General features: G+C 63.3%; 24 protein-coding genes and 1 pseudogene. 17 read left to right on the top strand and 8 right to left on the bottom strand.

Annotated elements, in window-relative coordinates; translation table 11 throughout:
• Positions 1-477, bottom strand: a complete 477-nt coding sequence (locus tag P9272_RS13450) for a DUF2628 domain-containing protein (RefSeq protein WP_128258555.1) — start codon at positions 475-477, stop codon at positions 1-3.
• A gap of 4 nt (positions 478-481) precedes the next feature.
• The gene (gene hisB, locus P9272_RS13445; protein WP_278160903.1) at positions 482-1,078 is read right to left on the bottom strand and encodes an imidazoleglycerol-phosphate dehydratase HisB; all 597 of its coding nucleotides are present in this window, start codon (positions 1,076-1,078) and stop codon (positions 482-484) included.
• 215 nt (positions 1,079-1,293) lie between these two features.
• On the opposite strand from hisB, the gene hslV reads away from it, so the two are divergent.
• From hslV to P9272_RS13410, 7 genes and pseudogenes are all read left to right on the top strand, one after another.
• Entirely contained in the window at positions 1,294-1,845 is a 552-nt protein-coding gene (hslV, locus tag P9272_RS13440) for an ATP-dependent protease subunit HslV (RefSeq protein WP_128258553.1), read from the top strand.
• Positions 1,846-1,868: 23 nt separating this feature from the next.
• A complete protein-coding gene (locus P9272_RS13435; RefSeq protein WP_278160902.1) occupies positions 1,869-2,396 on the top strand; it encodes a GNAT family N-acetyltransferase in 528 nt (175 codons plus the stop codon).
• A gap of 4 nt (positions 2,397-2,400) precedes the next feature.
• Positions 2,401-3,009, top strand: coding sequence for a DUF2585 domain-containing protein (locus P9272_RS13430; RefSeq protein WP_278160901.1), 609 nt, complete (start codon positions 2,401-2,403; stop codon positions 3,007-3,009).
• 5 nt (positions 3,010-3,014) lie between these two features.
• Positions 3,015-4,325, top strand: a complete 1,311-nt coding sequence (gene hslU / locus P9272_RS13425) for an ATP-dependent protease ATPase subunit HslU (protein ID WP_128258550.1) — start codon at positions 3,015-3,017, stop codon at positions 4,323-4,325.
• A 61-nt stretch (positions 4,326-4,386) separates the two neighbouring features.
• A pseudogene (locus tag P9272_RS13420) lies at positions 4,387-4,619 on the top strand (hypothetical protein).
• Positions 4,616-5,026, top strand: a complete 411-nt coding sequence (locus P9272_RS13415; protein WP_278160899.1) for a type II toxin-antitoxin system VapC family toxin — start codon at positions 4,616-4,618, stop codon at positions 5,024-5,026. Before P9272_RS13420 ends, P9272_RS13415 begins: the two are co-directional and overlap by 4 nt.
• A gap of 230 nt (positions 5,027-5,256) precedes the next feature.
• Positions 5,257-6,216, top strand: a complete 960-nt coding sequence (locus P9272_RS13410) for a DUF1402 family protein (protein WP_278160898.1) — start codon at positions 5,257-5,259, stop codon at positions 6,214-6,216.
• Positions 6,217-6,222: 6 nt separating this feature from the next.
• On the opposite strand, the gene P9272_RS13405 is transcribed toward P9272_RS13410, so the two are convergent.
• Genes P9272_RS13405 through P9272_RS13395 form a run of 3 tightly spaced genes read right to left on the bottom strand, consistent with a single transcriptional unit; the run spans position 6,223 to position 8,914 of the window.
• Positions 6,223-7,449 (bottom strand): FAD-dependent oxidoreductase, encoded by a 1,227-nt coding sequence (locus P9272_RS13405; RefSeq protein WP_278160897.1) that lies wholly within the window; start codon positions 7,447-7,449, stop codon positions 6,223-6,225.
• A 4-nt stretch (positions 7,450-7,453) separates the two neighbouring features.
• Positions 7,454-7,768: a MocE family 2Fe-2S type ferredoxin gene (locus tag P9272_RS13400; RefSeq protein ID WP_128258546.1), complete on the bottom strand. Its 315-nt coding sequence runs from the start codon at positions 7,766-7,768 to the stop codon at positions 7,454-7,456.
• 39 nt (positions 7,769-7,807) lie between these two features.
• Positions 7,808-8,914, bottom strand: coding sequence for a fatty acid desaturase family protein (locus P9272_RS13395; protein WP_278160896.1), 1,107 nt, complete (start codon positions 8,912-8,914; stop codon positions 7,808-7,810).
• Between the two features lie 188 nt (positions 8,915-9,102).
• On the opposite strand from P9272_RS13395, the gene P9272_RS13390 reads away from it, so the two are divergent.
• From P9272_RS13390 to P9272_RS13355, 8 genes are all read left to right on the top strand, one after another.
• Positions 9,103-10,134: a LacI family DNA-binding transcriptional regulator gene (locus P9272_RS13390; protein ID WP_278160895.1), complete on the top strand. Its 1,032-nt coding sequence runs from the start codon at positions 9,103-9,105 to the stop codon at positions 10,132-10,134.
• 344 nt (positions 10,135-10,478) lie between these two features.
• On the top strand, positions 10,479-11,420 hold the full coding sequence (locus P9272_RS13385) for a sugar ABC transporter substrate-binding protein (RefSeq protein ID WP_128258543.1): 942 nt from the start codon (positions 10,479-10,481) through the stop codon (positions 11,418-11,420).
• A 109-nt stretch (positions 11,421-11,529) separates the two neighbouring features.
• The gene (locus P9272_RS13380) at positions 11,530-12,606 is read left to right on the top strand and encodes an ABC transporter permease (protein WP_128258542.1); all 1,077 of its coding nucleotides are present in this window, start codon (positions 11,530-11,532) and stop codon (positions 12,604-12,606) included.
• 2 nt (positions 12,607-12,608) lie between these two features.
• On the top strand, positions 12,609-13,379 hold the full coding sequence (locus P9272_RS13375) for an ATP-binding cassette domain-containing protein (protein WP_095768022.1): 771 nt from the start codon (positions 12,609-12,611) through the stop codon (positions 13,377-13,379).
• Positions 13,380-13,458: 79 nt separating this feature from the next.
• Positions 13,459-14,451: an inositol 2-dehydrogenase gene (gene iolG, locus P9272_RS13370; RefSeq protein WP_128258541.1), complete on the top strand. Its 993-nt coding sequence runs from the start codon at positions 13,459-13,461 to the stop codon at positions 14,449-14,451.
• Positions 14,452-14,819: 368 nt separating this feature from the next.
• Positions 14,820-15,614, top strand: a complete 795-nt coding sequence (locus P9272_RS13365) for an SDR family oxidoreductase (protein ID WP_128258540.1) — start codon at positions 14,820-14,822, stop codon at positions 15,612-15,614.
• 85 nt (positions 15,615-15,699) lie between these two features.
• Positions 15,700-15,939: a hypothetical protein gene (locus P9272_RS13360; protein ID WP_128258539.1), complete on the top strand. Its 240-nt coding sequence runs from the start codon at positions 15,700-15,702 to the stop codon at positions 15,937-15,939.
• Between the two features lie 228 nt (positions 15,940-16,167).
• Positions 16,168-17,259 (top strand): 3-deoxy-7-phosphoheptulonate synthase, encoded by a 1,092-nt coding sequence (locus P9272_RS13355; RefSeq protein ID WP_128258538.1) that lies wholly within the window; start codon positions 16,168-16,170, stop codon positions 17,257-17,259.
• 19 nt (positions 17,260-17,278) lie between these two features.
• Here the strand turns inward: P9272_RS13355 and P9272_RS13350 are convergent, their stop codons facing one another.
• Entirely contained in the window at positions 17,279-17,914 is a 636-nt protein-coding gene (locus tag P9272_RS13350; protein ID WP_278160893.1) for a LysE family translocator, read from the bottom strand.
• 126 nt (positions 17,915-18,040) lie between these two features.
• Between P9272_RS13350 and P9272_RS13345 the strand changes: the two genes are divergently transcribed.
• Entirely contained in the window at positions 18,041-18,742 is a 702-nt protein-coding gene (locus P9272_RS13345; RefSeq protein WP_128258536.1) for a YafY family protein, read from the top strand.
• 41 nt (positions 18,743-18,783) lie between these two features.
• Here P9272_RS13345 and P9272_RS13340 read toward each other — a convergent pair whose 3' ends face one another.
• Entirely contained in the window at positions 18,784-19,584 is an 801-nt protein-coding gene (locus tag P9272_RS13340; protein ID WP_278160892.1) for a class I SAM-dependent methyltransferase, read from the bottom strand.
• Positions 19,585-19,689: 105 nt separating this feature from the next.
• Positions 19,690-20,802, bottom strand: a complete 1,113-nt coding sequence (locus tag P9272_RS13335; protein WP_278160891.1) for a LacI family DNA-binding transcriptional regulator — start codon at positions 20,800-20,802, stop codon at positions 19,690-19,692.
• Positions 20,803-21,425: 623 nt separating this feature from the next.
• On the opposite strand from P9272_RS13335, the gene P9272_RS13330 reads away from it, so the two are divergent.
• Positions 21,426-22,388, top strand: a complete 963-nt coding sequence (locus P9272_RS13330) for a sugar-binding protein (protein ID WP_128258534.1) — start codon at positions 21,426-21,428, stop codon at positions 22,386-22,388.
• The last annotated feature ends 69 nt before the right edge of the window (positions 22,389-22,457 follow it).

The following is a 22,457-nucleotide window of genomic DNA, read 5'->3' as shown; positions in this document are numbered from 1 at the left end:
TCAGGGCCTTCCAGGCGTATGGGTCAGTCCCAGCGCCATGCCGGTTTGCGGCGGGCGCGCTAACGATGCGTCCGGCACGATGCGCGGCAGAACCGGCTGCTCCTCGCTCTCCTCGCCGGTTTCGAGCGCATGGCGCGTCTCGGCATCGACGAGGCTGCCGGCCTCGACCACGCCCCATTCGCGCCAGCCGCGCCGGCGCAGCGAAGCGATGCGCAGGTCCTGGCCTTCGAAGCCGACATAGAGCGAGACCAGCAGCGACAGCAGCGATCCGGCCCCTTCGAGCCCGAGCCTCTCGCCGGCCACCGACAGGATTGCCATGACGATGAAGGTCAAAGCCGCCTCGATCCACATCCGGTGCCAGGCTAGCCAGAGCGGCGCGACCAGGAAACCCAGCCAGGTGAAGCTGTCGCGCACGAAACTTGCGTCCTCGGCTTTCGCGCTGCCCGCCGGCGGCTGCATCACGACATAGATCGCCATAGGGCTATCCTTTCAGGGAACCCTTGGTGGACGGCACCGCGTCGGGCTGGCGTGGATCGGGCTCCAGAGCCGCGCGCAGCGCCCTGGCCACGGCCTTGAAGCAGGTCTCGGCGATGTGATGGTTGTTGGCGCCGTAATGGTTGGTCACATGCAGCGTGATGCCGGCATTCTGCGCCAGGGCCTGGAAGAACTCGCGCACCAGTTCGGTATCGAACGTGCCGATCTTCGGCGACGAGAAGCCGACGTTCCAGACCAGGAAGGGCCGGCCGGACACGTCGATGGCCGCTCCGGTCAGCGTCTCGTCCATGGCGAGGTCGATCGATGCGTAGCGCATAATGCCGCGCCGCTCGCCCAGAGCCTTGCTCAACGCCTGGCCGATCGCGATCCCGGTGTCCTCGACCGTGTGGTGGTCGTCGATATGAAGGTCGCCCTTGGCCTTGATCGTCATGTCGATCAGCGAATGCCGCGACAGCTGGTCGAGCATGTGGTCGAAGAAGCCGACGCCGGTCGAAATGTCGGCTTTGCCCTTGCCGTCGACATGGACCGAAACCGAAATCTCGGTTTCCTTGGTCTTGCGGCTGACTTCGGCGGAACGCGTCATCGTTCTGTCCTTATTGCCCTGGCCGGGGCTTCGGGCTTGAAAACGAAAGCCTTCTATCAGCATGATCCGGCGATTGCCAGTTGCCATTCCTGCCCTGTCGGCCTCGGCCGAGGGGCGGTTTGCAATCGCTGGCCCTATGCATACATATGGCCGATCAAACTTACTCGTACCGCGCCAATCGCCTTTTCAAGGGATAGCGCGAATCGGAGCTCAAAATGTCGAATGAACTCACCATGCACGCCACGACCATCATCAGCGTGCGCAAGGGCAGCAAGGTCGTGATCGCCGGCGACGGTCAGGTCAGCCTCGGCCAGACGATCATGAAGGGCAACGCCCGCAAGGTGCGCCGCATCGGCAAGGGCGGCAGCGTCATTGCCGGCTTCGCCGGCGCTACCGCCGACGCCTTCACCCTGCTCGAGCGGCTCGAAGCAAAGCTCGAGCAGTATCCCGACCAGCTGACGCGCGCCTGCGTCGAGCTCGCCAAGGACTGGCGCACCGACCGTTACCTGCGCCGCCTGGAAGCCATGATGCTGGTCGCCGACAAGTCGGTCTCGCTGGCGCTGACCGGCAATGGCGACGTGCTGGAACCCGAGCATGGCGTCATGGCCATCGGCTCCGGCGGCAATTACGCCCTGGCCGCGGCCCGCGCGCTGATCGATACCGACAAGGACGCCGAGGAGATCGCCCGCAAGGCCATGCAGATCGCGTCCGACATCTGCGTCTACACCAACAACAATTTCGTGGTCGAAACGCTCGACGCCGCCTGAGGTCCATGATCGGGGAGAGGATCATGGCCAACCAGGAGCATAGCTACGATTTTCGACCGGTCACCGAGAAGGATCTGCCTTTGATCGCCAGGTGGCTGCGCGAGCCGCATGTCGCCCAGTGGTGGGACGATCCGGAAAAGGAGATCGCCGAGATCCGCGAGCATATCGATTCGGTGTCGGTGGAAGCGCTGATCGTCGAACTGGACGGCAGGCCGATCGCCTATCTGCAGAGCTATGACCCGCATATGGAGGACGACCATCCCTATGCCGACCAGCCTTTCGGCACGCTGGGCATCGATCTGACGATCGGTCCGCCGGAGCTTGTCGGCATCGGCCATGGCTCGGCAATCCTGAGCCAGTTCGTCGAGGAGCTGTTCGAGGAAGGCGCGCCCCGCGTCATCATCGATCCGCATCCAGACAATGCCCGTGCCATCCGCGCCTATGAGAAGGCAGGCTTCAGGCCGATCGGCCGCAGGCATTCGCAATATGGGGATGTCGTGCTGATGGCCGTCGATGCGGATGAAGACGACGATGAAAATCTGGGGGACTGACCGAATGACCGCGCCTGAGGACAAGACGCTTTCCGCCTATGAGGACAGCTGGCGCATGGGCCTGCTGCTCGTGCTCGCCTTGATCGTCTTCCAGGCGGGCGCCCTTTATGGCATGGGCCATCCGCCGATCTGCACCTGCGGCTACGTCAAGCTCTGGCACGGCGTGGTCAACAGTTCGGAGAATTCCCAGCACATCGCCGACTGGTACACTTTCTCGCACATCATCCACGGCTTCCTGTTCTATGCGCTGGCCTGGGCGCTGTTCCCGCGATCGCCGGTGGGCTTAAGACTCGCCTTCGCTGTCCTCATCGAAGGTGGCTGGGAAATCCTGGAGAACAGTCCCTTCATCATCGACCGCTACCGCGCCGGCACGATTTCGCTGAACTATTACGGCGACTCGTACGGCGACTCGATCATCAACTCGGTGTCCGACACATTGTTCATGGTGCTGGGATTTGTGATGGCGCGAAAGCTACCTATATGGTTGATCGTGGCCCTGGCTCTCATCTTCGAGCTCGGCACGGGCTACATCATCCGGGACAATCTGACGCTCAACGTGATCATGCTGCTGCATCCGTTCGAGTCCATCAAGCAGTGGCAAAGTGGAATTTGAGTAATATGAGCACCTTTTCCCCACGCGAAATCGTTTCGGAACTCGACCGCTTCATCATCGGCCAGAAGGACGCCAAGCGCGCCGTGGCCATCGCCTTGCGCAACCGCTGGCGTCGTCAGCAGCTGGAAGGCCAGATGCGCGAAGAGGTGATGCCGAAGAACATCCTGATGATCGGCCCGACGGGCGTCGGCAAGACCGAGATCTCGCGTCGCCTGGCGCGGCTCGCCGGAGCGCCCTTCGTCAAGGTCGAGGCGACCAAGTTCACCGAAGTCGGCTATGTCGGCCGCGATGTCGAGCAGATCGTGCGCGACCTCGTCGAGGTCGCCATCGGCCTGACCCGCGAGAAGATGCGCGAGGACGTTGCGGCGCGCGCCCAGATCAATGCCGAGGAGCGCGTGCTGGAAGCCCTCGTCGGCAAGACGGCGAGCCCGGCCACGCGCGATTCCTTCCGCAAGAAGCTGCGCGACGGCGAGCTCGACGACAAGGAAATCGAGATCGAGGTGGCCGACACCGGAAATGGCGGCATGCCAGGCTTCGAGATCCCCGGCATGCCCGGCGGCAATGTCGGCGTGCTCAACATCAACGACATGCTGTCGAAGGCGATGGGCGGCCGCAGGACCAAGACCCGCAAGACCACGGTGCGTGATTCCTACGCACTGCTCGTTAACGACGAGTCCGACAAGCTGCTCGACCAGGACGAAGTGGTGCGCCGGGCGCTGGAATCGGCCGAGAACGACGGCATCGTCTTCCTCGACGAGATCGACAAGATCGCCGCAAGGAGCGACATTTCGGGCGGCCCGTCGCGCGAAGGCGTGCAGCGCGACCTGCTCCCGCTGGTCGAAGGCACCACCGTCGCGACAAAATACGGGCCGATCAAGACCGACCACATCCTGTTCATCGCGTCCGGCGCCTTCCACGTGTCCAAGCCATCCGACCTGCTGCCCGAGCTGCAGGGCCGCCTGCCGATCCGCGTCGAGCTGCGCGCGCTGGAGAAGTCGGATTTCGTCCGCATCCTCACCGAGACCGAGGCGAGCCTCATCAAGCAGTATATCGCGCTGATGAAGACCGAGGGCGTCGAGCTGACCTTCACCGACGACGCCATCGATTCGCTGGCCGGCATCGCCGTCGACCTCAACGCCAGCGTGGAGAATATTGGCGCGCGGCGCCTGCAGACGGTGATGGAGCGCGTGCTGGACGAGATCTCTTACGACGCGCCGGACCGCAACGGTACGACGGTCACAATCGACGCCGCCTATGTCGAGAAGCATGTCGGCGACCTGTCGCGCAACACCGACCTGTCGCGATTCATCCTGTAGGCGCCGCCGCCGGCAGATAGCCTTCCTTTCGCGCGTTGCGCGCACGGGACGGCTAGGGCGCATGGCCGGAAATCTGCACGTCCGCAATCTGGATGACGACTTGAGCTGAAGATGCGTGCGGCCCGGCATGGGCGATCGGCCGAGGCCGAGCACCGTGAAATCCTTAGGCAGGTGCTGGAAAATGAGAGCGAGCCCTCGTTCGAAGAGCTGGCGGCCCGACTGCGGTTGCTCACTGCCCAGCGAAAGCAAAAACCCTCCGAAGTGCTGCTGCGCGAAGAACGTGACGAACGGTGACGGAAACGCTCGTCGTTGATGCCAGCATCGCTGTCAAATGGGCGGTCGAGGAGGAGGGTACGTCTCTGGCGCTTGGCTTGCGGCATGGTCGACGCTTCGCGGCGCCGGAACCGCTGATCGTTGAGTGCGCCAACATTCTCTGGAAGAAGGTCCAGCGCGGTGAAGTCAGTCGCGAAGAGGCGAAGATGGCCGCAAGCTTGCTGGAGCGTAGCGATATCGAATTGTTTGGCATGCGGGGATTGCTCGCCAAAGGGACCGAACTGGCGACGGATATCGGTCATCCGGCCTATGACTGCATGTATGTCAGCCTTGCGATGAGCCGAAATTGTCGCTTTGTGACCGCGGATGAACGCCTTGTCCGAGTGCTGCACCAGAAGGCTCCCGTGAAATCGCCAATCTATGCATGACCTTGGAGCAGCTCTCAGCCGGCTCGAATTGATGCCGTTGATCGATACCCGCCGTTCTTGTCAGGCGGCAACGCAACGGCGGCTGATCTCTTTGGTGACTGTCCTTTACCTCAAACCTGCAGTGTGGCCAGATGGTACCATCTGGCCGCCTTTCGATGTGGTTTGACCGCGCCTTCTCTCGACTCTGTCGTACGCTTTTCCTAGTTTGCCGCGAATTCAAAGGCGGCGGCATGAAGAAATATATCCTACTTTTTCTGGGCATCGCTTTGGCGGCGGCGGTGACGATCGCCGACGCGGCGACCATGGTGCCTCCGGGCAATCGCAACGCCGTGCAGCCGGACATTCCGGGCGCGTCCAGCCGGCGTACGCAAGCAACCAACACCACCTTCCAGGCCAAGTACCGGAAAGTCTACGCGTTGCTGCAGAACGACGCCGAGCTGCGCGGCAAGATCAGGAAGGTGGCGGCTGCCTACGGCATCGATCCGATGCATATCGTCGGCGCCATCGTCGGGGAGCATACATACAATGTCGACGCCTACGACCGGCTGCAGACCTACTACGTCAAGGCGATGTCCTATCTGTCGAGCAAGCTGACCTTCGCCTATGAGGGTGAGGATGTCAGCGATTTCGTCCAGCGGCCGGAATTCAAGAAATGCGCCGGCATGGACGACAGCTACGATCTGTGGGAATGCCGCGAGCAGGTGTGGAACCATGCCTTCCGCGGCAAGAGCGTCGGCGGCGAGGATTTCCCCGACGACCGCTTCGGCGCCACCTTCTTTCAGCCCTATTATGCCGGCCAGACCTTCGGTCTCGGCCAGCTCAATCCGCTGACCGCGCTGCAGATGAGCGATCTCGTGCACAAGGTCTCCGGCCTGCCGAAGCTCGACGTCGAAGATCCCAATGCGGTCTACAAGACCATCATGGACCCGGACCTGACGCTGCCTTACGTCGCCGCGACCATCAGGAAGTCGATCGACGCCTATCGCAGCATCGCCGGCTTCGACATCTCCCACAATCCGGGGCTTACCGCGACGCTTTACAATGTCGGCAACCCCGAGCAGCGCGCCTATGCGCTGAAGGCCGAGAACGACAGGCGCCGCGCCGCCGGCGAACCGGAAAAGCTGCCCGAGGAGAACTATTACGGCTGGCTGGTCAACGACAAGCTCGATGAGCTGAAGGCGCTTTTCTAACCAGACCTACGCCGCCAGCAGCGATTTTAGCTTGACCGTCTGCGAGCCGAGCGCCTCCGGCGCCGGGCTCGCCCGCTTGGCGATCAGCATCTCCGCCAGGCGGATGTCGCGCGCCACTGCGTTGCCGGGACCGATGCCGCTGGCGGCGACCAGCCTGCCGTCCCCGGCCAGATGGAACAGGATGAAGGCGCCGTCGTCGAGGTCGCGCCGCACGATGTTCTTGCCCTCGTCGGAAAGCCCGGCGATCTGCAAAGTGAGCCCGTACTGATCCGACCAGAACCACGGCACGGCGGCATGCGCCTCGTTGGCCCCCAGCATGTTCCTGGCGGCCAGCGCGCCTTGCTCCTGCGCGTTGCGCCAGGCCTCCAGCCGCACGCGCCGCCCGCCATAGACGGCGAGCGGGAACGAGCAGCAATCGCCGGCGGCGAAGATATCCGGATCTGCGGTGCGCAAATGCTCGTCCACGGCGATGCCGTTGTCGATCGCGAGCCCCGCCTCGGCGGCAAGCGTGGTCACCGGCACGGCGCCGATGCCGATCACGGCGAGATCGGCGACGATCTTCTGCCCGTCGGCCAGCGCGATGGCGACTTCCTTGCCGTCATCGGCGATTGCGGCGATCCCCTGGCCAGTGCGGATCGCAACTCCCTCGGCCTCATGCGCCTTGTGGATGATCCCGGCGATCTCGGCCGGCACGCCCCGCATCAGGATGCGCTGCTGCGCCTCGATGACGGTGACCGTGGCGCCGAGTTTCCGGGCCGAGGCCGCAAGCTCCAGACCTATGAAGCCGCCGCCGATGATGGCGACGCGCCTCCCCGAGCCGAGATGGGCGCGGATGGCAAGCGCGTCGTTGAAGGTCCTGAGATAAACGCAGCGCGACCCGAGGCCCGGCATCGGCAGCTTGCGAGGTACGGATCCCGTGGCCAGCAGCAGCTTGTCGTAGGACAGGGAAGAGCCGTCCGACAGTTGCACGGTATGGGCTGCGCGGTCGATCGCGACAGCCAGGACGGAATGGATGTGCCGGATCGCGCGTTCGGCGAGGACCGCGTCTGTGGCGATCGCCTTGATGGAGGGAGCCTCGCCGCTCATCGCTTCCTTCGACAGCGGTGGTCGTTCATAGGGCAAATGCGGCTCGTCGCCGACCAATGTCACCGGCCCGTCATAACCGAGGTCGCGCAGGGCGAGCGCCGCGCGCCCCCCACACTCGCCCGCACCGATAATCAGCATCCCCGTCATGGTTTTACCCGATCTGGATCAGGACTTTTCCAGCGTCGACCTTGACCGGATAAGTCTTCAGGTTCACGCAGACGGGTGCGCCGCGCGCGTCGCCGGTCTTATAGTTGAAGCGGCCATTGTGCTTCGGGCATTCGATGATGTCGTCCATCACCAGCCCTTCGGCCAGATGCACCTTTTCATGCGTGCACAGGCCGTCGGTTGCGAAATACTCGTCGTCCGGGCTGCGGTAGATGGCGTAGGTGAGGCCGGAATGGTCGAACCGCATCACGTCCTCTTCATCGATATCCCCGGCCGCGCAGGCCTCGACCCAGTCGCTCATCTCGCTCTCCTGGAATTCATGGTCATTTGGTCGGGCTGCTCACTCGGCCGCTGCCGACACTGGATTGTCGTTGTGCAACTCTTCCCGGTAGGGTTTCGCCGTCGGCGGCAGCGCGCGCTTGAGGAAATAGTCCTCGTTGCGCAGCTGTCGCAGGAAGGCGGGGATCATCTCGCGATAGCCGGCCAGGATCGAGGGCGTCGGCGCCGGCAGGTCGTGCCTGATCGTCTCATGCAGCTTGGGCAGCGCGTGATAGGGCACCATCGGGAACATGTGGTGCTCCACATGGTAATTCATGTTCCAGTAGATGAACCGGCTGATCGGATTCATGTATACAGTGCGGCTGTTCAGACGGTGGTCGACGACATTTTCGGCGAGCCCACCATGCTGCAGGAGCCCGGTCATCACATGATGCCAGGCGCCGTAGAGGCGAGGCAGGCCGACGAGCATCAGCGGCAGCCATGAATGCAGATAAAGCGCCAGCGCGATGGTCGCGATGTAGATGGCGAGCCAGACGCGTGCCACGCGGATCGCCTTCGGCTGCTCCTGCTCGGGAATGAAGCTTTTTTCGGCGGCGCTGATGTTGCCGGCGGCATTGCGCAGCATGTCGGTCATCGCGTGCCAGGCATCGAGAATGCCGAAGAAGTTCAGCACCACGCGCAAAAGGTCCGGCGGGCGCATGACGGCGATCTCGGGGTCGCGGCCGACAATGATCGTGTCTGTGTGGTGGCGCGTATGGCTCCAGCGCCAGGTCACCGGATTGCGCATGATCATGAAGCAGGCGAGCTGGTAGACGACGTCGTTCATCCACTGCGTGCGAAAGGCCGTGCCGTGGCCGCATTCGTGCCAGCGGGAATCGGTCGAGGAACCGTAAAGCGTCCCATAGACGAAGAGGAAAGGCACGCACCACCAGCTGCCCCAGAACCAGATGCCGCCCGCCGCGCTGACGACGAAGGCGGCGAGCCAGATGATGGTGTCGCGGATCGCCGGCTGATCGGAGCGCTGCATCAGCTCCTTCATCTGCTTGCGGGGGATCTCGGTATGGTACCACTCGGCCGCCGCAAGGCCATTCTCGACCGCAACCTTGGCGTCACGCCCGGTCAGGCTGTAGTCGCGCGGCGATGCCGCCGAAGACGTGATTGCCGTCATTGGGGTCCTCCGTCAGCGCCTTGGCGAACCGCCCCGAGCATGTAGGGCTCGCGCATCGCTGACTTTCGGCTTCAGCATAACCACAAGGTCTGATAGTCTCAACATCACAAAGATAGTTTCTATCATTTCCTATCAGTATCAGATATGCTGAATCGGATATCCATAGTCGGGCAAGCGAGGAAGCATTCATGGCAAAGCGGCCGACAATCACCGATCTCGCGCGCGTCTCGGGCGTCAGCGTCGCCACCGTCGACAGGGTGCTGAACAGCCGCCTGCCGGTGCGCGAGGAGACGGCGCGCCGCGTCTACGACGCCGCCACCGAGATCGGCTATCATGCCGCCGGGCTGATCAAGCAGCGAATGCGGCAGGAACTGCCGGAGTACCGGCTCGGCTTCCTGCTGCTCAGGGGCAATGATGTCTTCTACGGCGATTTCGCCCGGGAGATCGAGCTGGCGGTCGCGCAATCGCAGCGGTTTCGCGGCGTTGCGACGGTCGATTTCGCCGCCTCGCTGGCGCCTGACGAAATCGCTGCCCAGATGCGCAGGCTGGCAGCCAAGTCGAGGGGCATCGCCGTCGTCGGCCCGGACCATCCAAACCTCACGGCGGTCGTGGAAACGCTGAAGGCGAGGGGACAGCCTGTCTTCTCGCTGCTGTCGGATTTTGCCGCAGGCATCCGCGAGGGCTATGTCGGTCTCGACAACCGCAAGGTTGGGCGCAGCGCGGCCTGGATGATCTCCAAGGCCGCCAGAAAGCCGGGCAAGGTCGCGCTCTTCGTCGGCAGCCATCGCTTCCACGGCCATGAATTGCGCGAGATCGGCTTCCGCTCTTTCTTTCGCGAACACGCGCCGGACTTCACCGTGATGGAGACGCTGGTCAACCTCGAGGCCAATGACGTGACGCATGACGCCATGCTTGATCTCCTGGCGCGCCATCCTGATCTCGCCGGCTGCTATGTCGCCGGCGGCGGCATGGAGGGCGCGGTCTCGGCGCTGCGGACGGCGAAACCGGCCGAGATGCCGGTCGTGATCTGCAACGAGATCAATGCCGTCTCGCGCGCGGCACTTGCCGACAACATCCTCACCATGGTGATCTCGACGCCGCTTGCCGCGCTCTGCCGGGAACTCGTCGGACTGATGACCCACGCCATTGAAAGCGGCGCCGCCAATGCGCCCGGGCAGACCTTCCTGCCCTTCGACATCTATCTGCCGGAAAACATCTAAGCGTCAGCCATGATGGAATCCATCAGGCTGATGGATTCTTGCATCGTGGTTCACCGTGGCTCGGGCGCAATTTTCGACCCCCTTGGTCCGTCTTAGACGCTGATGGTGAGCGAAAAACCGGCCGCCCCAGTCAGAATCGCCCTTGACGTTTCTCAAGCGAAATGGAATAAATATTTCACTAGCTAGACCTTTTGGTTCTTTCGTTCCGAGAGCGTCTGTTCGAACGGAGGAAGAGGCGTTCCAATCGAATTGGCGACGCCGCATGGCCGCAGGGAGAGATTCTCCGGGCAAACCGGGGATTCCGGTTCAATGGGTGCAGCCGGACACCAAGTGGAGGAGATAAAATGAAGAAACTGCTTTTGGGCGTCGCGCTTTCGGCGCTGATGTGTTCATCCGCCTTTGCCGCCAAGATCGGCGTTTCGATGGCTCTTTTCGACGACAACTTCCTCACTGTGCTGCGCAACGGCATGATTGCGCAGGCCAAGGGCATGAGCGGCGTCGAACTGCAGGTCGAGGACGCGCAGAACGACGTGGCAAAGCAGCTCGACCAGATCAAGAACTTCGCCGCTTCGGGCGTCGACGCCATCATCGTCAACCCGGTCGACACCTCGGCCACGCAGGCGATGTCGGATGCGGCCGCCGCGGCCAAGATCCCGCTGGTCTATGTCAACCGCGAGCCGGTCAACGTCGACAAGCTTCCCGACAACCAGGCATTCGTCGCTTCGAACGAAGCCGATTCTGGCACGCTCGAGACCAAGGAGGCCTGCCGCCTGTTCAAGGAAGCCGGCAAGAAGGAAGCCAATGTCTATGTGATCATGGGCGAGCTTTCGAACCAGGCCGCGGTGCAGCGTACCAAGGACATCGAGGAAGTCATCGCCACCCCGGACTGCAACTTCATCAAGATCATCGACAAGCAGACCTCGAATTGGAAGCGTGACGAGGCCCAGAACCTGATGACCAACTGGCTGTCGTCGGGCAAGGCCTTCGACGGTGTCATCGCCAACAACGACGAAAGCGCCATCGGCGCCATCCAGGCGATGAAGGCCGCCAATGTCGACATGAAGTCGGTGGTGGTCACCGGCGTCGACGCCACCCAGGACGCGCTGGTGGCGATGCAGGCGGGCGATCTCGATGCGACGGTCTTCCAGGACGCGGCCGGCCAGGGCGCCGGCGCGCTCGATGCCGCGCTGAAGCTCTCCAAGGGCGAGAAGGTGGATAAGAAAGTCTACATCCCGTTCCAGCTCGTGACGCCGGCGAACATCGACAAGTTCTTGAAGAAGAACTGAGGCGCCTCGATATCGGGCGGCGCGTCCGGTCGGAACACGCGCGCCGCTCCGCCTTTCCCTCTCGTCCGCACGGGAGGCCGGACAAGTGCGCCCGACGGAGGAAGACGACGTGTCACAGACATCGCATGGCATTGGCGGGCTGAGCTACGACGCCAAGAAGCGTCCGTGGCCTGCCGAGTTCAACGTGTTCCTGGCGCTCGTTATCCTGGTCGCCGCTTTCGAGCTGGTGGGCCGCGTCTTCCTCGGCGACAGCTTCCTGTTCAACACCCGCGAGAATGTCTCCGGGCTCTTCAACGAGCAGCGCTTGCAGATCATCATCCTGCAGGTGTCGATCGTCGGCATCATCGCCATTGGCGTCACCCAGGTCATCATCTGCGGCGGCATCGACCTGTCCTCAGGCTCGATCGTCGGCGCCACCGCCATGATTGCCATGAGCTTTGCCCAGGTCGCGACGGTCAACGGCAATCCTAATCCCAAGGCGATGTTCATCGCCTATGGCTGGACCGACCTGCCGGTCATCGTGCCGCTGCTGGTCGCGATCGGCTGCGGCCTGATCGCCGGCCTGATCAACGGCCTCTTGATCGCCTTCACGCGCATCCCGCCCTTCATCGCCACGCTTGGCATGATGGTCACCGCCCGCGGCATCGCCAAATGGTGGTCGAAGGGCCAGCCCATCTCGTTTCCGACCGACAGCTTCGCGGCGATCGGCAAGGGGCTGATGCCGGTCGTCATCTTCATCTCGCTGGCGATCCTGTTCCAGCTCATCCTGACCTACACGAAATACGGCAAGCATTGCTACGCCATCGGCTCCAATGAGGATGCGGCGCGCATGTCCGGCATCAAGATCGCCAACCACAAGGTGCTGGTCTATGCGATCGCCGGCATCCTTGCCTCGATCGCAGCAGTGGTGCTGTCCTCCAAGAACCTCACCGCCCAGGCCGGCATGGGCGTCATGTATGAGCTCGACGCTATCGCGATGGCGGTCATCGGCGGCGTCTCGCTGTCGGGCGGCCGCGGCTCGATCATCGGCACGGTGATCGGCTCCCTGATCTTCGGCGTCATAATTTCCGGCTTCACCTTCCTGCGCCTCGACGCCTATTATCAGGAGATGGTGAAGGGCGTGATCATCGTCGGCGCGGTCGTTCTCGATCAATGGCGCCAGCGCCGCCGGGCGATAGGAGCTTGACCATGTCCGACATCGTTCTGAAGACCGAAAACCTCACCAAGCACTATGGCGGCGTGCATGCGCTGCAGGAGGCGAATTTCGAGCTGCGCAAGGGCGAGCACGTCGCCATCATGGGCGACAACGGCGCCGGCAAGTCGACCTTCGTGCGCCAGATCACCGGCGTCGAGCAGCGCACCGACGGCAAGATCTGGTTCGACGGCAAGGAGGTCAATTTCGCCGGCCCGATCGAGGCGCGCGAGGCCGGCATCGAGACCGTGTTCCAGAACCTCGCTTTGGCCGACGACCTCGACGTGCCGTCGAACCTCTTCCTCGGCCGCGAGAAGGTGCTGTTCAACCTCGGCCCCTTCTCCATCCTTGACCGCAAGGCGATGCGCAAGGCGACGGAGGCGGCGCTTGTCCGCACGGCGGTGAAGATCCCGAACCTCTCCAGCACCATTCGCCACATGTCGGGCGGCCAGCGCCAGTGCGTGGCGATCGCCCGGACGGCGACCTTCGCCTCCAAGCTGATCATCATGGACGAGCCGACCGCCGCGCTCGGCGTGCAGGAGACGGCGCAGGTCGAGAACATCATCCGCACGCTGAAGGAGAATGGCGAGCCGCTGATCCTGGTCAGCCACAACATGCGCCAGGTGTTCGACCTGGTCGACCGCATCGTCGTCTTCCGGCGCGGCAGGATCGTCGCCAATTTGCGCAAGCAGGACACCGACGGCAACGACATCGTCGCCTATATCACCGGCGCCAAGACCGGACAGGCGGAGCTGCAGGCTGCCTGACGGCGCGCCACGACAGGATCAAATCATCCGCGCCTCAAGGGCGCGGCTATGCGTACAACCCCACCTCGAAGGACATTCCATGACACTCCGCTTCGCTCTTCTCGGCGCCGGCCGCATCGGCAAGGTGCATGCCCGGGCCGTCGGCTCAAATCCGCAGGCAAAACTCGTCGCCGTGGCCGACGCCTTCGAGAAGGCCGCGACGGAGCTTGCCTCCGCCTATGGCGCTGAAGTCCGCACGATCGAGGCCATAGAGAAAGCCAAGGACATCGACGCCGTCATCATCTGCACGCCGACCGACACGCATGCCGACCTGATCGAGCGTTTCGCCAAGGCCGGCAAGGCGATCTTCTGCGAGAAGCCGATCGACCTCTCCGTCGAGCGCGTCGAAAAATGCTTGGCGGTGGTCGAGAAGACCGGCGCCACGCTGATGGTCGGCTTCAACCGCCGCTTCGATCCGCATTTTGCTGCCGTACGCAAGGCGATCGACGACGGTGCCATCGGCACGGTCGAGATGGTCACCATCACGTCCCGCGATCCCGGCGCTCCGCCGCTCGACTACATCGCCAGGTCCGGCGGCATTTTCCGCGACATGACCATCCATGATTTCGACATGGCCCGCTTCCTGCTCGGCGAGGAGCCCGTTGCCGTCAGTGCCCACGCTTCGGTGCTGGTCGACAAGAAGATCGGCGAAGCCGGCGATTTCGATTCGGTCAGCGTCATCCTCGAGACCGCCTCCGGCAAGCAGGCCGTCATCTCCAACTCGCGCCGCGCCACCTATGGCTACGACCAGCGCATAGAGGTGCATGGCTCGAAGGGCATGGTCGCGGCCGAGAACCAGCGGCCGGTCTCGATCGAGCTTGCCAACGATAAGGGCTATACGCGTCCGCCGCTGCACGACTTCTTCATGACCCGCTACATCGACGCCTACGCCAACGAGATCGCCTCTTTTATCGCTGCGGCGACTGCCGGCAAGAAGGCTGCGCCGAGCGGCAAGGACGGGCTGATCGCGCTGAAGCTCGCGGACGCGGCTTTGGAGTCGGCGAAAACGGGGAAGACCGTCCGCGTCGACTAGTTCAAGGGCGAGCGTTTTGAGGGCGATCAGGTCGTCGATCTGCAGGGTTTGGGGATTAGCCGGAGCATCCGTCATGTCGTCATCCTATGGCGAAGCAAGGAGCGAAGCGACGCGGCGCAGACCATAGGATTCATGCCGTTACATTTGAGCGATGCTAACGGTCCAGAATGCTGCTCCGCTGCGTTCCTCGGCCGGGGTCACGGAATCCTAGGGTCTTCGCGACGGAGCTAGGCTCCTGCTTCGTCCTAGAATGACGAAGTCGAGGGCTCTTCGACCAAGTTATCAACGCGACACGGCGCCAAGAAACCGATCGTAACGTCAATGAATCTCGAAATTCCATTGGTAGTCAAAGACACAGGAGCACAGCGATGAGCGGTTTGGCCGGTCGCAATTCAGAAACGCGCGCCATCGTCACCGGCGGCGCGCAGGGTATTGGCTTCGCCGTGGCTGAAGCCTTGGCCGACGAGGGCTGCCGCGCGCTGGCGCTGATCGGCCGCTCGCAGGAGAAGGGCGACAAGGCGGTCGCGGCTCTGAAGAAAAACGGCGTCGACGCCATCTTCATCAGCGCCGATGTCGCCAAGGTCGCCGACTGCAAGCGTGCCGTCGAGGTGGCGATCAAGCATTTCGGCACGTTGAATGGGCTGGTCAATGCCGCCGCCACATCCGCGCGGGGGTCGCTGGTGGAGACCACCGAGGAGCTGTTCGACCAAATATTCGACACCAATGTGCGCGGCCCCTTCTTCCTGATGCAGGGCCTTGTCGCGCATCTCCTGGAACGCAAGGCGCCGGGCTCGATCGTCAACGTGCTGTCGATGTCGGCGCATGCCGGCCAGTCCTTCCTGACGCCCTATTCGACCAGCAAGGGCGCGCTGATGACGCTCACCAAGAATGTCGCCAGCGCCTACCGGAAGAACCGCATCCGCTGCAACGCCGTGCTGCCGGGCTGGATGGACACCGAGGGGGAGGCGATCGTGCAGAAGAAATGGCACGGAGCGTCGGATGACTGGCTGGAAAAGGCAGAGGCCGCGCAGCCGATGGGCCAACTGGTGAAGCCGGCCCAACTCGCCCGGCTGATCAGCTACATGCTGAGCCCGCAGGCCGGTGTGATGACCGGCTCGCTGGTCGACTACGATCAGAATATCGCGGGTGTGATCGGCGAGTAAGGGCCGGTCTCGGAGCGCTTTTTGTCCCACGCCTCCGGGCCCATCTTTTGCTATAAGCAGGGCGCGCCAATAGGAGGAGAGCGCCTTGCACCCGTACTGGATCACGATAGGCGGTCATCTTGGTGTTGGCGTCACTGCACGGTCGGAAGGCGACGCGCTGCAACTCGTCGCGCTTGCCTTCCCATCTCAAAAAGCGGTCAGCATCGAGATCATCAAGGATATGAACGATCTCGATCAGAATCACGTGCTGCCCAATTTGGGTGGGGCGAACTGGCTTCGGCGTGGCATCTGGTTTCCCCAAGGCTACGAGCACATTGCAAGCTGAGACAATGCGCACCCTTAAGAGGCACGTGACAACCGCCCTCGCATCGACTATATGAGCCGCATGATCCACCTGACCGCCTCGTTTTGGTACTTTAGCTACGGTAGCTCGCTGGCGGCGGGAGGATTGCGCTCGATCTGAAAAATTTCCAGATCAAAATCCGACAAGCCGCCAGACCTGGCGGCTTTTTTGTTTCAGCCGGCAGGTCTCCTAAACCAGGAGCAGAAAGCCGTGTTGACCACCACAGACGACCTTCGGGTCACCGAAATCAGAGCCTTGAGCACGCCCGACGAGGTGATGCGCGAGATACCGCGCTCGCTCACCGCGACGCGCACCGTTGCCTCCTCGCGCAACGCCATTCATTCCATCCTGACCGGGGCCGACGATCGACTGCTTGTCATCGTCGGCCCTTGTTCCATCCACGATCCGGTCGCCGCCGTGGACTACGCCAGCCGTCTGGCGGCGCTGCGCGAGACCCTTGCCGACCGGCTCGAGATCGTCATGCGAGTCTATTTTGAGAAGCCGCGCACAACGGTCGGCTGGAAGGGGCTGATCAACGATCCCGATCTCGACGGCAGCTTCAACATCGAGAAGGGCTTGCGCATGGCCCGCAACGTGCTGTCGGCCGTCAACAATCTCGGCCTTCCGGCGGCGACTGAGTTCCTCGACATGACCATCCCGCAATATATCGCCGACCTCGTCGCTTGGGGCGCCATCGGCGCGCGAACGACCGAAAGCCAGATCCATCGCGAGCTGGCTTCGGGTCTTTCCTGCCCGGTCGGCTTCAAGAACGGCACCGACGGCAATCTCAGGATTGCCGGCGAAGCGGTGAAGTCGGCAGCACAGCCGCACCATTTCATGGCAGTGACCAAGGGCGGCCGCAGCGCGATCGCGGCGACCACGGGCAATGAGGACTGCCATGTCATTCTGCGCGGCGGCATCCAGCCCAACTACGATGCGGCGAGCGTCGATGCCGCCGCCGCCGAGCTTGGCCACATCGGTGTCGCGCCGCGCCTGATGATCGATGTCAGCCACGCCAACAGCGCCAAGAAGCCGGAGAACCAGCCCAAGGTCGCGCATGATGTGGCGGGCCAGGTCGCAGCGGGTGACGAGCGCATCATCGGCGTCATGATCGAGAGCAATCTCGTCGCCGGCCGCCAAGACGTTTCGCCCGGCAAGCCGCTCGTCTACGGCCAGAGCATCACCGATGGCTGCATCGACTGGGCGACTACGGAGACCGTGCTGCACGGCCTCGCCGGCGCCGTCGAATGGCGCCGGTCGGCGAAGCGCGAGATGTTCGCCAGCCGTCAGGGCGCGGCATAAGCCGAATGGGGGGCGGCGGTCACGCCGCCCTCAACCCTTCCCAGGCCGTGAATACCGAAACGGCAAACAGCAGCAGCCCGGCGCTTCGCCCGGCCAGGATGGTCGCGCGTGGATTGTCGACCAGCAGCCCCCGGCTGCGGCCGGCTGTGACGGCGAGCCCGCCATAGATCGCCGCCTGCGTGGCGACCGTCAGCAATCCCATGATGGTCGCCTGCATCCAGATCGGGCCGTAAGCCGGCTTCAGGAATTGCGGATAGACGGCGAGGATGAAGAGATAGGCCTTCGGATTGATCAGGCAGGTGACCAGGCCCTGGCGAAACGCCTTCCAGGCCGAACGGCTCCCCGTGGGCCCGTCATCGCCGACGGTGATCGAGCTGCGCATCAGCGAAACGCCGATATAGGCCATGTAGGCGGCGCCGGCGATAAGCAGCGGCGTGAACAGCACCGGCACGAAATGCATGAGCAGCCCGACGCCGACCGCGCCGTTCAGCGTGTGCACCGCGCCGCCGAGCATGATGCCGGCGGTGGCCGCCAGGCCTCGATTGCTGCCGCCGGTCAGCGCATTGGCGAGCACGAACAGCATGTCCATGCCCGGAACGGCGATGATGCCGAACAGAAGCACGAAGAACAGCCAGAGATTTTCGCCATAACTCATGTCAGTTGCCTGTCGCCTCGTTCGCTTGGGTGCAAAGGAATCTATTGATTTTCAAGTGGGTAGGCGGCCCTATAGGTCACGCCAACTGACGAGGATGTGTCAGTTGCGTCTCGGTAGGGTGGAAAAATGCGCAAGGCCTCGCGCCTGTTCGAGATTATCCAGATCCTGCGTCTGGCCAGGAAGCCGGTGACCGCGGCTGCAATGGCCGGGCAAATGGAGGTGACCGTGCGCTCAGTCTATCGCGACATCGCCGCGTTGCAGGCGATGCGCGTGCCGATCGAGGGCGGGCGCGGGATCGGCTACATATTGCGCCCCGGCTTCGACCTGCCGCCGCTGATGTTCTCCATCGAGGAGATGGAAGCGATCGTGCTGTCACTGGCGCTGCTCGAACGCACGGGCGACGACGAGCTGAAGCAGGCCGCAAAACGCGTCGGCGCCAAGATCGCCGGCACCGTGCCCCCGCCTTTGCGGCAGACGCTGGACGCCAACGCCCTTCACGCCTGGGGATTTGCCGCGCCTTCCGCGCCCGCTGTCGATCTCGCGCTGGTCCGCCGCGCCATCCGCGACGAGGAGAAACTCGGCCTCGCCTATCGCGACGAGGCGGGACGCGCGACCGATCGCATCATCCGCCCGGTCGCGCTGATCTATTATGCCGAGACCGCCAATATCGTCGCCTGGTGCGAATTGCGCCAGGCCATCCGCAATTTCCGCAGCGACCGCATCGAGGACTGCCGGCCAACGAACCTGTGGTTCAAGGGCGAAGGCGACCGGCTGCGGCAGGTCTGGGTCGACGGCTGGGAGATCGATACCGCGGCCGCCGGCAACTGATGCGTCACCGCGGTGCCGTGCGCCGCACCTCTATATGGATGTCAGGGCACGATGCCGCGGCAGGCCCAGGCTACATTGGCGAAGGATCGCGGACCGTCGGGCCGGCCTGCCTGATAGGCATCGCGGACGGCGGCCTCGACGCGCTCGCGCTCGGCTGCGTCCAGCGTGGTCATGTATTTGCCGAGCGGGCCTTCTCCGGCGCGGATCGGCGCCCAAAGGTCGTCGAAATCCGAGTAGTCCATCCGGATCATCAGCTCCGCTTCCGTGACGTCGGCGAGACCCTGCTCGACAAAGGTCCGCTTCATCTCGCCCGGCTGCATCATAGGCTGGAAGCAGTAGCGGCTGCGCATCTGTCGTCCGCTTTCGCTGACCGCGGCAATCGTGTCGATCATCATGCGCATGCCGGTCATGCCGCCATAGTGGTCCCAGACCACTGCTGCGACTATGCCGCCCGGTCGCGCCACGCGGCGCATCTCGGCCACCGCCTTGCCGGCCTCCGGCACGAAATGCAGCACCAGCAGCGCCAGCGCGCGGTCGAACGCGTTGTCTGAGAATGGCAAGGCGGTGGCATCGGCCTGGTTGATGGTGACGCGCGGATCGGTGTTTTTCTCCTTCGCCGCCGCGACGAAGACCGGGGAAAAATCGATGGCCTGGATCTCGGCAAGATCGGCGGATTTTGCCAGCTCGAATGTCAGGCTCCCGGTGCCGCAGCCGACATCGAGGATTGTCTCGCCGCCGGCCAACCCCGCGAACTCGATGAACTTGGGCGCCAGCCTGCGGCTCCAGCGCCCCATCAGTTGCTCATAACCGGATGCTGCATGGACAGTGAAGGTGGACGTCATCTGAGCCTCCCATTTATGAGTCCAAGCTAAACGACGGCGGAATTGCTGCCAAGGCACCGGCAATCTGCAACATCGGCAGCAAAGGTAGCCGAACGCGCCGGCGCTTTATGTAGGTGACTTCACGTCCGCCACGCTCTCCCGCTCCACCAGCGGGCACTCGAGCTTGGTGATCGGGTACCGGCCGCGGCCGGGCGTCGGCGGCGTTTCGAGCTGCTCGATCGCCCATTGGCCCATCGCCAGATGCGGCAGGATCAATGTGGTCAGCGGCGGGAAAAGGTGGCGGGCGATCTCCTCGTCGTCATAGCCAACCACGGAGATGTCCTGCGGGATATGCAGGCCGGCTTCCTTGAGCGCCTCGTAGCAGCCAATGGCGGTGCGGTCGTTCTGGCAGAAGATGGCGGTGGGACGCTCCTTGAGCCCGAGCAGCTTCACCGTCGCGGCATAGCCGGCGCTGGCCGACCAGTCGCCCTCGACCACCAGCTCCGGGTCAAAGGGGATGTCCGCTGTCGCGAGCGCCCGGCGATAGCCCTTGAGCCGGTCCTGCGCGGCCTGCATCCACGGCTCGCCAGTGATGGTGGCGATGCGGCGATGCCCATGGGCGATCAGGTGCCTTGTCGCGCTCTGGCCGCCGGCGATCTCGGAGGGAACCACGGCCGGGAAGGCATAATCGGCGGTGTAGCAGTTGAGCAGGATGACCGGGATGTCGAGGCTGTAGAGGAAATCCGGCGCCGTGATCTCGCGCGTGAAGATGGTCATGTAGATCAGCGCCGAGATGCCGCGCCGCGTCAGTGCTGAAATCGCGCGGGGCTCCATCACTGCGTCGCCCATGGTCTGCGCCACCAGAAGCACATTGCCGGCGTTCCACGAGGCCTGTCGCGCTCCCTCGATGGCGACCACTGCCTCGGGGCTGGTGGCGAGCTGGTCGACCGCAAAGCCGATGACGCCGTCGAGGCCTTCGAACGGCGTCACTGGCGGCCTGAGCGCCGAAAAGACCGGCGGCGAATAGCCCAGCGCCCGCGCCGCCTCGATCACCCGGTCGCGTGTCTGCTGCGAGAGCCTGATGCCCGGCGAATTGTTGAGCACGAACGAGACCGTCGCCTGCGAGCAGCCGGCGGCGCGCGCAATGTCGGTCATGGTCACACGCCCCTTCGGTTTGGCCGCCAGCTTGCGGCGCCTGGAAGTTCCGGGGGGATCGCGCAGGTCCGTCGGTTCGCTCATGGTCGTTTCCCAAACCCAGCCGGCTCTAAAGCAAAGGCGGCGGCAACGGCAAGATGGTCGAGGCCGTCGCCGTTTACGAGACTGCGCGTGCTAATACATATTCGCAAGCAAGTCATGCGAAGCACCGGCTGAGCCGCTTCTCGACGAAACCGGTCAGACAAGGTCAGCAATGCTGACAATTCTCGCGTATTCCGCGCGGTTGCGGACCTGTTGCGCTCGCTCTCTTCGCTCCTGGCGCGTCCTTTGACCAGCGTCTCCTCCGCGTCGGCAACGCGCCTCGTGGTGTCATAACTAATAGTCTTTACTAATAGCCCTAAGCGTTCTACTGTCAACTCGGCGTGTCCGAACGGGCCTCCGTTGGGCGCGGCAGGTGCGATGGACGCTCGCTCGAAACGCGGCTTTATCGCCGGTCTGGGCTGTATCCATTCTCACGAAAATGTCAGACAAATCGGACTATTTACGAACGCCACATGAGTGTCTAGTGTCTCGACCGCGGCCCGATCGGCACCGTTCTTAAGTCGGCGGACCTTTGCGCCAGACCCTTGAGGAGGAGGGTTGTCCGGACCGCGGTCGAGACATCGCCAACGAGTTCTATAGTCAGGTTCTACAAGGGAGGTTGAAATATGAAATTTTTGATCCGTAACGCATCTGTCGCCGCAGCGGCCCTGCTCATCGGGCTTGCGACCACAGCGGTAACCCGCGCGGACGACAAGCCGACGCTGGCCTTTGTCGTCAACGGTGCGTCAGACTTCTGGAAGGCGGCGGAAGCCGGCGTCAAGAAGGCGCAAGGCGAGCTGCCCGACTACAATCTCGAGCTGAAATATCCGGAACAGTCCTCGGTCGCCATCCAGCAGCGCCTGATGGACGACTTGGTGACGGCGGGCGTCAAGGGCATCATGGTCTCGGCCGTCGACCCCAAGACCTCGACCGATGGGCTCAACAAGATCGCGTCGGAAACCGCGCTGTTCACGACCGACTCCGATGCGCCGCAGACCAAGCGCGTCGCCTATATCGGCTCGTCCAACGTCGATGCCGGCAAGCAGGCGGCCGAGATCGCCAAGAAGGCGATGCCGAATGGTGGCAAGTGCCTGGGCTTCGTCGGCCTGCTCGGCGCCGACAACGCCAAGGAACGCATCCAGGGCATGAAGGACGGGCTCGCCGGCAGCAAGATCGAGCTGGTCGATGTGCGCGGCGACGATATCGACCAGGCGCGCGCCAAGAAGAATGTCGAGGACGCGCTGGTCGCCAGCCCCGACATCACCTGCATGGTCGGCTTCTACTCCTACAACACGCCGCGCATCTATGAAGCGCTGCGCGACGCCGGCAAGCTCGGCCAGATCACCGTCGTCGGCTTCGACGACGATCCGATCACGCTGGGCGGCGTCAAGGAAGGCACCGTTGCCGCCACCGTGGTGCAGCAGCCGTTCGAATGGGCCTATCAGGGCATGAAGCTGATGGCCGCTTATCTCAAAGGCGACAAGTCGGGCATCCCGGCCAACAACCTGATCATCATCCCGACCAAGATCATCGGCAAGGATGATGTCGACGCCTATGCCGCCAACCTCAAGGCGATGCAGGGCAAGTAAGCCCGGCACAGTTGCGCCGGCTCAAGGTTTTTCCCTTGAGCCGGCGTTCGTATTGACGGACCCGCCAAG

Origin of the sequence: Mesorhizobium sp. WSM4976 (assembly GCF_029625685.1) — a bacterium.
Taxonomy (GTDB): Bacteria; Pseudomonadota; Alphaproteobacteria; order Rhizobiales; family Rhizobiaceae; genus Mesorhizobium.
This window is presented reverse-complemented; position numbering and strand designations above follow the sequence as displayed.